General features: G+C 59.3%; 13 protein-coding genes. 7 read left to right on the forward strand and 6 right to left on the reverse strand.

Features of this window, described 5'->3' with window-relative positions:
- Positions 1–14: 14 nt before the first annotated feature.
- Together VSP_RS21770 and VSP_RS21775 are read right to left on the reverse strand one after the other, a co-directional pair.
- Positions 15–521, reverse strand: a complete 507-nt coding sequence (locus VSP_RS21770; RefSeq protein ID WP_029190660.1) for a hypothetical protein — start codon at positions 519–521, stop codon at positions 15–17.
- Between the two features lie 14 nt (positions 522–535).
- Complete coding sequence (locus tag VSP_RS21775; RefSeq protein ID WP_029190661.1) at positions 536–745, reverse strand: hypothetical protein; 210 nt, start codon at positions 743–745, stop codon at positions 536–538.
- Positions 746–1,049: 304 nt separating this feature from the next.
- Here VSP_RS21775 and VSP_RS21780 point away from each other — a divergent pair, with 304 nt between their 5' ends.
- A complete protein-coding gene (locus VSP_RS21780) occupies positions 1,050–2,597 on the forward strand; it encodes a CocE/NonD family hydrolase (protein WP_009963344.1) in 1,548 nt (515 codons plus the stop codon).
- Between the two features lie 98 nt (positions 2,598–2,695).
- Here VSP_RS21780 and VSP_RS39800 read toward each other — a convergent pair whose 3' ends face one another.
- Complete coding sequence (locus VSP_RS39800; RefSeq protein WP_009963345.1) at positions 2,696–4,090, reverse strand: Fic family protein; 1,395 nt, start codon at positions 4,088–4,090, stop codon at positions 2,696–2,698.
- Positions 4,091–4,320: 230 nt separating this feature from the next.
- On the opposite strand from VSP_RS39800, the gene fabV reads away from it, so the two are divergent.
- The 3 genes from fabV to VSP_RS36660 all read left to right on the forward strand — a co-directional run bounded on the left by fabV (position 4,321) and on the right by VSP_RS36660 (position 7,928).
- Positions 4,321–5,529, forward strand: coding sequence for an enoyl-ACP reductase FabV (gene fabV / locus VSP_RS21790; protein ID WP_009963346.1), 1,209 nt, complete (start codon positions 4,321–4,323; stop codon positions 5,527–5,529).
- A gap of 327 nt (positions 5,530–5,856) precedes the next feature.
- On the forward strand, positions 5,857–6,387 hold the full coding sequence (locus VSP_RS21795; RefSeq protein ID WP_009963348.1) for a hypothetical protein: 531 nt from the start codon (positions 5,857–5,859) through the stop codon (positions 6,385–6,387).
- A gap of 785 nt (positions 6,388–7,172) precedes the next feature.
- Positions 7,173–7,928: a LuxR C-terminal-related transcriptional regulator gene (locus VSP_RS36660; protein ID WP_009963350.1), complete on the forward strand. Its 756-nt coding sequence runs from the start codon at positions 7,173–7,175 to the stop codon at positions 7,926–7,928.
- Here VSP_RS36660 and VSP_RS36665 read toward each other — a convergent pair.
- The 3 genes from VSP_RS36665 to VSP_RS21815 all read right to left on the reverse strand — a co-directional run bounded on the left by VSP_RS36665 (position 7,915) and on the right by VSP_RS21815 (position 10,852).
- Complete coding sequence (locus VSP_RS36665) at positions 7,915–9,129, reverse strand: glycoside hydrolase family 2 TIM barrel-domain containing protein (RefSeq protein WP_198141208.1); 1,215 nt, start codon at positions 9,127–9,129, stop codon at positions 7,915–7,917. The genes VSP_RS36660 and VSP_RS36665 overlap by 14 nt on opposite strands.
- A gap of 103 nt (positions 9,130–9,232) precedes the next feature.
- Positions 9,233–10,156: an alpha/beta hydrolase gene (locus VSP_RS21810; protein ID WP_009963352.1), complete on the reverse strand. Its 924-nt coding sequence runs from the start codon at positions 10,154–10,156 to the stop codon at positions 9,233–9,235.
- Positions 10,157–10,222: 66 nt separating this feature from the next.
- Positions 10,223–10,852: a LysE family translocator gene (locus VSP_RS21815; protein ID WP_009963353.1), complete on the reverse strand. Its 630-nt coding sequence runs from the start codon at positions 10,850–10,852 to the stop codon at positions 10,223–10,225.
- 150 nt (positions 10,853–11,002) lie between these two features.
- Here VSP_RS21815 and VSP_RS21820 point away from each other — a divergent pair, with 150 nt between their 5' ends.
- The 3 genes from VSP_RS21820 to VSP_RS21830 all read left to right on the forward strand — a co-directional run bounded on the left by VSP_RS21820 (position 11,003) and on the right by VSP_RS21830 (position 13,081).
- A complete protein-coding gene (locus tag VSP_RS21820; RefSeq protein WP_009963354.1) occupies positions 11,003–11,647 on the forward strand; it encodes a DUF2959 family protein in 645 nt (214 codons plus the stop codon).
- Positions 11,648–11,880: 233 nt separating this feature from the next.
- Positions 11,881–12,339, forward strand: a complete 459-nt coding sequence (locus tag VSP_RS21825) for a hypothetical protein (protein WP_009963356.1) — start codon at positions 11,881–11,883, stop codon at positions 12,337–12,339.
- Positions 12,340–12,445: 106 nt separating this feature from the next.
- Entirely contained in the window at positions 12,446–13,081 is a 636-nt protein-coding gene (locus tag VSP_RS21830; RefSeq protein ID WP_009963358.1) for a hypothetical protein, read from the forward strand.
- The last annotated feature ends 92 nt before the right edge of the window (positions 13,082–13,173 follow it).

The following is a 13,173-nucleotide window of genomic DNA, read 5'->3' on the forward strand; positions in this document are numbered from 1 at the left end:
AAACTACCCTTCCGTCACAAGCCCCGCTGACGGGCGTACACCATGTTCTCGATCCGTTCGATGGCAGAGGCTGATCGGGGCCAGGAGATGAGGAGATCGATTGGCTGAACCAACCCTCCAGGGAGTGTTCGAAAGTTCTTCGGCAAGGCATCCGTGACCTTCACTTCCTCGCCCGTGTGCCACCAGGCCCCCTCAAAGATCTCGGCGAACCCCAAGCACGTCATGTAAGCCGCAATCTCCCGGGCGGTGGAAAGCCTCCCCGCACACCAGCTCTGAGTAGCGACCAGTCTTGGTGCGTGTTCACCTGGCATCAGCGCCCAACCCTCAATCATCACATCATCCTGGAATCTCCGATTGCCATACTCCATCTGCTTCAGGTAGTCGCTCAAACATCCCCGGGCTCCGTACAAGCCCGGCTTCGTAAGCTTGACGACTCTCTGCGTCTGGGCATCAAAGAATACTTCATGCTCCTGTCCGTGCTCCCGGGAGGTAAGACGACGCGTCTCCCGCAGACCATACACAAGGGACGCGGAGTCTATCTCAGGGAGCTTGTCCAGAGGATGACCGGATCCGGCTCCAGTTCCGGCTGAGCGTTCTCGTTCTGCAACGCCGCCATCTCTTCCAGGGTCAGCCGGGTGGAGGCATGCCAGCGCTCTTGCGGGGTCGAGAGCCGGACGAACTCCGATGGCACCTCGGGGATCAGAGGAGCTTTCGCTCCGGAGCACGATGAATGTGGGTCGGACATAACAATAGTCTAGCCCCAGACAAGGCAAGGGCGTTCTGACATTGGATGACATTAAACTCCATACGTCTCGCGCAGACTGCAGGCGCAAAAACTCCTGCCCCATGGTCCATTTGTCACGCCTTGTGTTCCTTTCCTCACTGCCGGGAAAGGTCTCAGCGTGGTCGAGCGTCTCGTTCCCATGCTGTTTTCCCGGCTCCCCCTCCTCCCCGCTTTGGTCTGGTCTTGTTCCGCTCTCCTCGCAACGGCGGCTCCGCTCAAACCACTGGGCGATCCGGAGGTCAAAGAAGAGCATATCAGGATCCCCATGAGAGACGGGAAGAACCTGTCCGCCTATCTCTATACGCCGGTCCGTGACCGGGGGCAGTTACCCGCCATCTTCGAGCAGCGCTACGCTGACCTCACCGGGCTTGGCACCCGGAAGGCCGCTGCCGATCTGGCGCGTGCCGGGTTCGCCGTCGCGATGGTCAACTACCGCGGCACGCACGAAAGCGAAGGCACCTGGGTGGGTTACCGGACCATGCAATGGGGGCCGTTGCGCGACGGCTATGACGTGTGCGAGTGGCTGGCTCAGCAGCCTTGGTGCACGGGAAAGATCGGCACCTTCGGCAGCTCGCAGGGCGGCTATGCGCAGAACTACCTGGCCGTCTCCCAGCCCCCTCACCTGACCTGCCAGTACATGGTGGACACTGGGCTCAGCCTTTTTCATGAAGGCTACCGCATCGGCGGTGCCACCCGGCCGGAACGCTACGTGGCCATGGGCAAGGTGGCACGGAACTACGCCGATCACGATGCCCTGCTCGCGGAATGGGACTTGCACCCCAACTACGACACCTACTGGCAGGCGGAAGATGCCTCCCGGCATTTCCCCAGGATGAACGTGCCCTGCTTCACCATCGGGAGCTGGTATGATTTCATGAACCAGGGGAGCATCGCCAGCTACATTGGCCGTCAGAAACAAGGAGGCCCGGCTTCCCGGGGTGCACAACAGCTCCTGCTGGGGCCATGGCTGCACGGACGGCTCAACAAAGGCAGCAAGGTGGCGGAGATGACCTACCCCGAAAACGCGACTTTTCCCGAACTGGCCCACATGATCCGCTGGTTTGCCCACTATTTGAAGGGCGAAGACAACGCCGTCGAGAAGGAGCCAGCCGTGCGCTACTACGTCATGGGGGCGACAGGTGAGCCAAGCGCCCCGGGCAACGAATGGCGCAGCACTGTGGACTGGCCACCCAAGTCAACGCCCACCGCCTATTTCCTGCAATCCGACGGTCAGCTTGCCACCAGCGCACCAGCAGCCTCCGGCAGCTCAACCAGCTACGCCAGTGATCCCCGCCAGCCCATGAATATCCCGGGCACCTCCTTCCCAGGGGCCAGAGATTCCCGCCCCTTCGAAGCCCAAAGCGAAGTCCGAACCTGGACCACCGAGGTCCTCACCGCACCCGTGGAATGGACGGGCGAAATCCAGGCCGAGCTCCACATCAGCTCCACCGCCCGAGACACGGACTTCATCATCCGCCTCAGCGATGTGTATCCCGATGGGCGCAGCATGCTGCTCATGGACTACCCCATGCGCGCCCGCTATCGCGAAGGATACGACAAGCAAAAGCTGCTCACGCCCGGCGAACCCACCCGCCTCTCCTTTCACGTCGGACACACCAGTATCATCTTCAACAAAGGCCACCGCATCCGCGTCACCATCGCCTCCACCGGCGCCCCCCTCTACGAACCCAACAACCAGACCGGTGGCCCGCAAACCCGCGACTGGATGAAGAACTCCGTCAAAGCCATCAACACCATCTGGCACGACAGCACCCGCCCCTCGAAGATCATCGCCCCGCAGGTGGGTTCATGAAACCGAGACAGGATTGACAAGATTTTCAGAAGATTTACAAGATCCTTCACGCAACACGTTGGATGAAAAATCGGACAGAGTCTCTTTGAACGCAACGATCAGGACTTGGATTGAGTCTGATCTTGAACTTGCTTCAAGAGGTCCTTCACAAGCATGTTCGCGAGCTGCGTTTGTTTTTCATGAGTCACGGGATCATCATACCTGTGACTCAGCTTGGGAAAATCCACATTGATGGCAGACAGCGCCCAAGAAAATGCATCCAGCTGAATATGAATCGACTGTCTGGCTTTCACTTGGCGACCTTCGGCCAGGAAACCCTCCAATGAAATGAGAAAGTCGAATCGATCAGGCACGACAAGCGCGCCCGATTGACTGCGACTATAGACCAGCAGCACATCGTGCCATCCAGTCTCAAAACTCTGAACAGAGCCGGACCACTCCTTACATGGTTTCTCCGAAAACCCATAGATTCCGGGCTTTAGATGTTGAGACACGCTCCACTGCGCATTGCCAAAGATGCCAAGCAAAGGTGACAGCTTCTCTATGACCATCTGCATAGTTGGAATCCACACCTGACGGGCGTTAGCCTGCACCAACTCCACCGACTTTTCAGGAGGCTTGGCCCGAGCCTGGTGGCGCCGCGCGAAGATGGCCACCTCCTTGTCCACATCATCGGGCTCTTCAATGCTCTCCCCCCTTGCGGCCTTCAAAGATACTTCGAGTGACCAGACCAGCTCGTTTGCCAGATACAAAACGAATGCATCAAGATCCCCAACATCGGCGCGATTTAAGGCCGCCAAATAGTTTTTCTTGTCTCTGCTCTTGATAATGATGGGCGGGTAACCCAGGCGATAAAGCACGTAGTTTACCAGCAATCTCGCCACCCTTCCGTTACCATCGTCAAACGGGTGAATGAGGACGAACTCATGGTGCAACTTTCCGATGATGCGCGTCACATCATCCTCGCCTGATTCGAGGGCGTGTCGCAACCAGGCAATCAATGCCGACATCCTGGCCGGGATATCGATGGGATCTGCAAATTGGAAGATTTCACCAGTAGCAGTTCTCACATTATTGGGAGAGGTCTTGTACTCGCCGGGTATGATCTGCTTGCGTGTCGCCTCTCCCTCAAACGTGGCAGCCGCCTTCCAGAACGGCTCCTTCAGCAGCATCTTGTTGAGCGAGCGGACATCCCCTTCTGTCACCGGTTGGGGAGCTCGCGCGAGTTCCCGCACATAATCGATCGCCAGATCGTGTGCCTTCATCTCCTCGTACTCACGGAAAGCATGCCCTCCTTCGGTCTGACCGAAGATGAGCAGCAACTCCGTTTCTCCGTACGTAAGGGTGTTACCCTCGATGTGGTTGGAGTTGTAGTTCCACTCCAGGCGAAACTTACGCCAGAGGCGATCACGATCCGCGGTTGGGAGAGGCTGGGCGGCATCCCACTCTTGTTTAAGGCGGTCAATCTTGCCAATGACTTCGTCGAGCATCATCTGGGTAGCGGCGATTTCTTGCGTGCGAGCAGCACCCTAACATCAAAGGATCGGGCTGTCACTCAGGCACTCCCAAATCGCCATTCACACTCGAGTCCGCCCCTTTTGCCCATCTTGTAAATCCTTCAAAAATCTTGTAAATCCTGTCTCAATAAGCCCCCGCCCCACCCCTCCGGCCTCACAGAAATCAGTTGCGGCCCCGCCCGGAGCAGACAACGCTGACGGTCTCTATGATCGTTTCCCCTAAAATTCGCGGGTTCATCTGCACCACCGCTCATCCTGAGGGATGTGCAAAGCACGTGGCCGACCAGATTGCGGTCGTGAAGAGCCGCGGCCCTGTGGCGAATGGCCCAAAGAAAGTCCTCGTGATCGGCTCCTCCACCGGGTACGGCCTCTCCTCCCGTATTGCCGCCGCATTTGGCTCGAACGCCGCCACCATCGGGGTGTTTTTTGAGCGCGCTGCCGAAGGCAACCGCACCGGCACCGCCGGCTGGTACAACACGGCCGCTTTTGAGAAAGAAGCCGCCGCCGCGGGCCTCTACGCCCGCTCTTTTAACGGCGACGCCTTCTCGGACGCCATCAAGGCGGAAGTCATTGCCGCCATCAAGGCCGACCTTGGTCAGGTGGATTGCGTGGTGTATAGCCTCGCCTCCCCTCGCCGCACCGATCCGAAGAGCGGTCAGGTGTACAATTCCGTCCTCAAGCCAATTGGTGAGAGCTACACCAACAAGAACCTCAACACCAACACGGGTGTGGTGAACGAGGTCACCATCGAGCCAGCCGCAGGCGATGATCTCGAGCAGACCATCGCCGTCATGGGTGGCGAAGACTGGCTGCTCTGGATCGATGCCCTCCTCGAGGCTGGCGTCCTGGCACAGGGCGTGCAGACCGTTGCCTATTCCTACATCGGGCCTGAAGTGACCTGGCCCATCTACAAGAATGGCACCATTGGCCGTGCCAAGGAAGATGTGGAGCGCGTCCAGAAAGTGCTCGACGCTCACCTCGCCCCTCTCGGCGGCAAGGCCTGGGTCTCCGTCAACAAGGCACTGGTTACTCAGGCTAGCTCCGCCATCCCCGTGGTGCCCCTTTACATTTCCCTCCTCTACAAGGTGATGAAAGATCAAGGGACCCATGAGGACTGCATTGAGCAGATGGACCGTCTCTTCCGCGATCGCATGTACAGCGGCACCCCCCAACCAGACGAGGCCGGCCGCATCCGTGTGGACGACTGGGAAATGGCCCCTGCGGTGCAGGAGCTCGTCGGCCAGCGCTGGAAAGAAGTGAATTCCGAGAACCTCGCCGAACTTGCCGACTTTGAAGGCTACAAGTCCAGCTTCCTCCGCCTCTTTGGCTTCGGTCTGGAAGGCGTGAACTATGAGGCAGACACAGACGTGACCATCGGCATCCCCTCGCTGCCGACGGCCCCTGCTGCCGCCTAAGACGAACTGCTTCACCACAGGACCTGGATCCGATCAGCCCCGGCGGAGACCTCTCCACCGGGGCTGATCATTTTCAGCGGCCTCAACCGCACAGGTTTCAGCATAGCGGTCGGCACTACAGCTCCGACCACAAACAAAACACCGGGACGCAGGACGATCAGGAACTCCTCAGGTCGTCTAGGGCGATCAACCTCGCAGCAGAAAGAACGGCCCATCATCCGGCTGGACTCCGCATTTTTTTGACAGGATTTTCCCCATCAATTCACCAAATTCATCTTGCACCGCGTGCCTCACCTTGGACCTTTGCCAAGGTCTTGATCCACACCCATGTCCACCCCGCCCTACCCCGCTAAAACGCGCCTGACGGGCGCCTCCATCACGGTTTTGATTCTGGCCTGGCTCGCCTGGGCGCTTTTGCTCCTGAGTTATGGCATCGATCTTCTCATCGCTTCCTTCGGACATAGTCCCAACCAGTCCTCCCTCCCCCAGCCGATGAACAACGATTTCACGGCAGTGCTCGTCGCCTGTTCTGTCTTCCAGATCCTTGTTATCGCCTTTGTCCGCTGGTTGGGTCTTCACTTCCTTATCACACCACGCCGCCTCATTCCTGGCACTTGGTCCGCCGCGATCGTCGCCTTGCTGGTCACAGGATTGATTCTCGTCCTGATCAAGTCCATCGAGGTGTACGGGCTGATTCTATGGTTTGGCAGCATGTCCTGGCCGCACTATCTCCCGTTCTATGGGGTCAGCCTGCTCCTGCTATTGGCGCACCTGCCCTGCTTTCTGCTTACTGACCGCGTACTACAGCGTCCTTTGCCCACACCACCAGCCCGTGCCGCCCTGTCAGCATCGAACTGACAGGGCTCACTCGCACCTGGAACGCCCCGGTAGAGCCCAAAGACCGCCGACGGTCCCAAAAGGAGTCACAATCAATCAGCGTCAGCCATTGCTCGACAAGAACGGAGTTCCGCGGCCTATTGGCACCTTCAGGCCGAACCCTTCGCCGGGGAAGTCCTGAACCTCCGTAGCTACGGCGCGCGTCAGGGCACGCTCGATCCCTCCAGCCGCTTCACCGCCGACGGTGCAGTTCAAGCCTACAACCTCCCAGGCTATCAGGCGCGACTGGATGCCCCCCTCGATTCAGAAATCGTCGCTGCCTGGGACCAGGCATTTAAAGAGCTCCAGACCGGAAGATTGAACCACAACCACTCGCGCCATCCATTGCTTCTCTAGAAAAACAAAGCATCACACCCGTGTCGCCCGTAAAGGCTGGCAAAACCCGGGGCACCGTCTTGCTGGAAATGTGGCAGCCCCTTGCGGATCACCCGCACGCCAACCGCACCGTAGCTTTTGGCGACACCGGCACCAAATAGACCGTCAACGCCTTGAGTTCCTCAGCATTCAGACACGCTCATGCAAATATTCGCAATAATGCCGGACAAATCAGACATTATTTCATCGACGGTGCGGTCGGCACCACCATGATGTAGTCGCTTGTTATTGAGTGGGTTTCACGCCAATTCGTGGATGCTTTACCTGACAAATCTGTCAGGTGCTCACTTCACAAAAAATTCTAACGACAAACCCACGTGCTACACTATAGGTAATAGGACTCCACCTGATACCCTTGATGTCCTGTAAACATGAATCAGCACTCAGTACTGATAGTTCACGGCGAACCGCTGGTGCGAGTAGGACTGCGGTCGCTGTTTGAATCACAACGCGCATGCGCAACCTGTGGAGAGACCAGCAACCCGGCAACGGCGCTGGCTCTTGCCACAGAACTGACGCCCCGCTTTGTGCTGTTGGATCTGGTTCTTCCTCAAGGAGACGGCGTCGTGCTCATCAAAGATTTGCATCGCTTTGTCCCATCTTCCCACTTGATCGTCATCAGCAGTCTGGTTGACACAGAGTCGGTGCAGCGCGCCTTCCGTGCCGGTGCCGAGGCTTATGTGACCACTCAAGATGAGCCAGGTGAGGTGCTGGCCGCCATGGATGCCGTACAAGAAGGCCGGCGTTATGCCAGCAACCGCGTTTCCAGCAGTCTTTTGCAGGACCTCTCTTGTGGAGCCTTGGGCCGCCCACGGGACGCTGAGGTGTCACGCCTCTCTGACCGCGAGCTGCAGGTGTTCCGGATGATCGGTCGGGGCATGAGCAGCACCAGCATCGCCCAAGAGCTGGGCGTCAGCAGCAAGACGGTGGAAACCCACCGCCAAAGGATGAAGGACAAGCTTCAGGTGCACAATGGGGCTCAACTGGCCCAGCGCGCCGCCTCATGGTTTGCCTCCATGGCGAAACGCAGCGGCCATCCACAGCCACGCATTGAGCCCATCTCACGTGTTCCACTGCGCCGCCCCAAGGACGCGCCAGTGGAACTGGCCCGCTTCAAGGTTGAATAACGCGGATCGCCAAGTTGGCCGTGCCCACGCCCCCTTGACCATCTCGCGCATAGCCATAGATCCGGTATTCCCCAGGTTGGACAGGCGCGGCGAATGATGCGTTACTTCCTTTAACCTCCAGGATGGATGCCGGGTGGGCAGGTGGCGTCAGCTCGCGGCCTTCCCTGTCCCGCGCTCCGCGGGCCGACAACACCCGCCAGTCGTAGCTGAGCGTATCGCCGTCTGGATCTTGCGCCACCATCCTTGCAGAGAACTTCTGCCCGGGGCGCACCGTCTGCCCCGCCTGATCACAACGCAAGGGCTCCACCGCCGGAGCGCGGTTGGAGGGTTTCTGTCCGCTCCACACCTCTTGCAACACATCCACGGACGGCGTCGCCGCGCCGTCCTCTGTTAGCAGCCCGAACCACGTCGCACTGGCCTCCTGTTTTTGGCCCCAGAGGAAGGCATATCCACCAGCACATCCCCCCGTGGCTCCCGGGCCCAATGCCTTGGTGGCCGCCATCTTCAGGAACTCCGCCTTCTGCGTACTGGTATCTTCCAGCGGAGCGCCCCATGAAGTCTTTCCGACCTCCCAGAAGCCCCGTGGACCGTATTCCGTCACCAGCCAGGGACGCTTCCACCCCAGCTTCGCCAGCGTCTCCCTCAGTCCCGGGAGAGCCCCATAGGTATTGATTCCCACAAAATCCAGATCAGGGGCATGTTCGTTCAGCCCTTTTGCTTTCAGGTCACTGATGCCTGCCAGGGCCGTAAAGGTCGGGTGGGCAGGGTCTGTTTCATGAACCAGCTTCGCCAGCCGGTTCACTTGTTTCCACAGCGCAGCATTTCCCCCATCCCCCTCCATCTCATTCCCCAGCCCCCAGAGCAGCAGCGCCGGGTGGTCTTTGTGTTCGGTCACGATCTGCTTCACCCGCGCCGCCTGCCGGTCACAATGCTCCGGCCAGCTGTAGGAGAACCATGAGCACTCCGGCTCCAGCCAGATGCCCGCCGCCACGGTGAGCCCCAGAGCGTTGGCTTCATCCAGTTTCGCCCCCAAACCCTCGTGTCCCCAGGTGCGCACGGAGTTTCCACCCCGCGCCCTCAGCAGCTTGAGCGGGCCATCCCCTCCCGCGCCGTGAATGAAATACGGTTCCCCGCCGCGCTTGAGCCCCCCTTCCGGCACCACCTCCACCTTTACAGGAGCAGCGTGCAATGCCGCACTCACGGTGCAACCCCACAGAAAGAGAGAAACGCGCATCATATTCGCCCCCATCCTACCAGCCGCAGAAACGCTCTGCAAGCTCCTGCGGATCGGGATTGCGAATCGATCAAGGCTTCAACTGCTCCACCAGAAAGCCGAAGATGTCCGGATGCTTCACATCTTTGGCACCCGTGTAGTTGAACTCGTACGGCACTCCCACCGTTTTTAGCTTCTCCACCAGTCCGGCTCCAAAGTTGGCGGAATGCGGCGGATCCTTGTGCGGTTGACCAAGCGCCGGGACAGAATCATAGAACAGGTACAGTGGCGGGTCGCCTTTCGACGCCAGTTCGTACGGTGAGAATTCCTTGATGTACGGCATCAGCGACTCGCGCTTGTCCAGAAAGTCCTGGTAGCTGGGCAGCGTGAAGGCGTGGTGACCATAGTCATTGTTGGCGATCCATTCCCGCATCTGCTTGGGATCCAGCGAGGTCTGAGGCACGAATGCCATCACGCACGTGAGCCGGGTGGATTCGCGTGCCACCGGATCCGTACTTCCCGGTTCCGCCCGGTCATCATGGAGCGCCAGCCACAACACGTTGAAGCCTCCGGCAGATCCACCACACCCTGCAATACGCTTCTTGTCCACCCCCCACTCCACCGCCTTCGTGCGGACGAACTGCAATGCCCGGGCAGAGTCATCCAGGCACGCATTGACGGGCGGAGCCACCTTCTCAGCAATGGCATCCGGGATGAGACGATAGTTGATCGACACCACCGAGATGCCCGACTCCAGGCACTTTGCCAGAAAGTCCGGGTTGGCCTTGTCGCCATTCATCCAGCCCCCGCCGTGCACAAAAAATAACAGCGGCACCGGTCCCTGGCCAGCCTTGGGAGTCTTCCAGAAGTCCAACACCTGCTTGGGGTGCGGTCCGTAGGCCACATTTGCCTGGGTGGGTGCTGACACCGCTGGTGCCTGAGCATGGATCAGCGGGCTGCCCAAGCCCAAGACGACCAGTGAGAGGCAGGCGGATAGGTGGCCGAGGCGCAACATAGTGGCATCGATAGCGGGGAGCCCTTCCCTTGCCAAGGGGCAACTGGCGAATTCCCGAATCGAATTCTACTTTCCACCCGCCGCAGTCGCCACTCCCAGCCCGCAATAGACCACTCCGGAAATGTACTTCTCGTGTTTCAGTACCGAGCTTCGGCGGAGCCAAGGGGCGAGGGTTCCACTCATCAGCGCGTACAGACCATCACTGAGGATGGCCATGACCACGAAAACGCATCCCATCACCAGCATCTGCAACCAGGGGTCCACATAGCCCGCTCCCTTGGCCACGAACTGCGGCAAGAACGCCAGAAAGAAAAGCGCGGTCTTGGGATTGAGCGTCCCCACCGCATACCCTTGCCAGAAGACTGCCCTCAACCGTTCCACCTGAAAGCTCAGGGTCTCCACGGTCATCGGCTTGGACATGAACTTGCGAATGCCAAAGACGATGAGGTACAGGGCTCCGGCATACTTCAAGACGGAAAACAGTGTCGCCGACGTGGCCAAAATAGCCGACAGCCCCAGCGCCGCGAAGATGGCATGGGTCAGATTCCCCAATCCCACTCCGGCCACAGATGCCAATCCTGCCAGGCGCCCCTGACTGATGCTGCGCGTCACGATGTACAGTACCGCCGGCCCGGGTGTGAGAATCAGCAGCACGGAAGCCAGCAGGAACAAGGTGAACTTCGCGGGATCAAACATGGGGAAATGTGTACGGAATCAGGTCACAGACGCCTGGTCACTCAACAAGCATGAGGAAAGGTTGACAACATTTTCCCATCCAGATAACAGCTCATGGCAAAGGCGCGCTCCGCATCGGAGCAAGCCGTTCAACATCGGCCATCACTCCCCATGAACACTTCCCGCCGCGCCCTGCTTGCTCTTGCCGTTCTGCCCGCCTTCGCTGGATGTCGCACGGTGTACTACACCGCCATGGAGAAGGTCGGCTTCGAGAAACGCGATCTCCTCCGCCGGGCCGTGAAGGCCGCCCGTGGAGAACAGCAAGATGCCGGGAAACAATACAAGGACGCCCTCGAACAGCTCCAGGCCATCTATGGTCGCAGCGGCAGCAATCTGGAGAAAGCCTACGACAAGCTCAAAGCAGAGTATGAATCTTGCGCCGCCGACACCAAAGCCGTGCAAGGCCGCATCAAGGAAATGGACCGGGTGGCCTCCGACCTCTTCCGCGAATGGGAGGGAGAAATCCGCCAGATGGATGACCCCACGCTCTCAAGCTCCAGCCGGAACAAGCTGGCCCAGACCCGGACGAACTTTGACAACGTCTCCAGCGCCCTCCATCGTTCCTATGAGGCCATGCCTCCAGTGCTCAAGAAGCTGCAGGACCACGTCCTCTATCTGAAGCACAACCTCAATGCCGAGGCACTGGGCTCACTGCGTGGCCGCGCCCAGGAGATTGAGGGCGACATTCAGACGCTTCTCACCCGCATGAATGCCGCGATTGCCGAGGCGGACGGCTTTGTGAAGACGCTGAAATAACGCCTCCAGCAACAACCGGGCTGTAGACAACGCGCTTTCATCCACCAGTCTCCGGGGCACTACTGCTGCACCAGATGCTGGTGGTCGCCCGTTGCCACTTGCTTGAGCACACGGCCTACACCGTTGCCCCCTCTGGCCCGCCGCCAAAACCGGCGTAGCTCGAGACCAAATACACGCTTTTGCAGGTGCCCGGAAACGTTCCACCGGCTCCCGCGTACATATGGCGTGCCCCCATGGAATCGACCTGGATCATCCTCGCCATCTCTCTCATCGTGATCTGCTGCTGGCTGATCAGCAACTGTTTAAAATCCACCCGCATTCATGCCTACATCACCGATCGCGGAGGGAAAGTGGTGAGCTGCGAATGGCAGTCTCAGAACCGGACGGAGGGAGGCCCCCTGAGCCGGGCCCACTACCGGGTGCGCTATGTGGACGCAGGAGGCAGGCTGCATGAGGCGGCATGCCGCACCCACACGTTTTCAGATGTGTACTTCATGCATGACGAAATCGTCGGCCCCCATGGCGTGCCAGCGCAGTTTGTCATCAGCACCGCCCCCGACACGCCCGAGGGGCACCTTAAGAGCGCCTCCCATCCCTCTTCAAAAGTCCAGATTGCCGAGCTGGAACGAGAGGTCCGCCGACTGCGCAAGCGCCTGAAGGAGGAGGACCAAAGACCGCCGTCAGACGGTTGACCCATCACGATCTGGCGGTTTCTCCCACTGTTCCATTTACCTCCGTCGCAAAAAACGATAGGCTGGGGTCATTGGCCTCTGCCTGGAGGCAAGCCGATTTCCCCCCATGAAGCGTCTCCTTGCCCCATTCATCATCGTCCTGGCAGGCCTGGGGTTGTTTTGGTACTTTTCCCGTGACACCACCCCGGCCACCATCAGCAAGGACGTGAATCTGGGAGAAACGATGAAGTTTACAGGCACCGTCTCCCTGCGAAGCCGCCCCTTTACGGGCGACCTGGTGCTGCCCGAAGGAGTCTTTGGCAGCAAGCCTGCCTTCGCAGGCTATTCTTTCCGGGATGCCACGCGCACCCTTCACCAGTACGATGTCTTCCTTTTCCATCGGGGTGAATCACAAGGCGCCGGATTTGCCGCCGCATTGGCCAAGGCCGCTTCCTCGAACCCAACTGGCGCCCCAAAAACGGGCTGGTCCACCGACTCCTCCGGGCGCAAAGTTTGTTTCCTCCCCCTCCCTGATTCTCCTTTCCGGTATGCACCGGGAAAAAAAGTCACCCATCGGGCTCTTCTCTTCGAGCACCGCACGGCTCCCGTGGACGTGCTAGTCATAGAGACGGTGGTGAGGTCGGACCAGGTCGGGCATGTCGTAACCCTGCCCGGTGCGAGTCCACCGGAAAAACTCCCCGAGCCTCTGGTACGTCTGGAGGATGCTGCTACCGCTTTCGAAAGCATCGTGACGCCTTCTTGAGCGCTCGGCCCTCTGCCCAGACCAACGGCTTTTCCTGAATCCAGAAGGTGCCACGCCCGCGAATCATGAGCATATGGCACGCTGCGCCCCCC

It is taken from the genome of Verrucomicrobium spinosum DSM 4136 = JCM 18804 (assembly GCF_000172155.1).
Classification (GTDB): Bacteria; Verrucomicrobiota; Verrucomicrobiia; order Verrucomicrobiales; family Verrucomicrobiaceae; genus Verrucomicrobium; species Verrucomicrobium spinosum.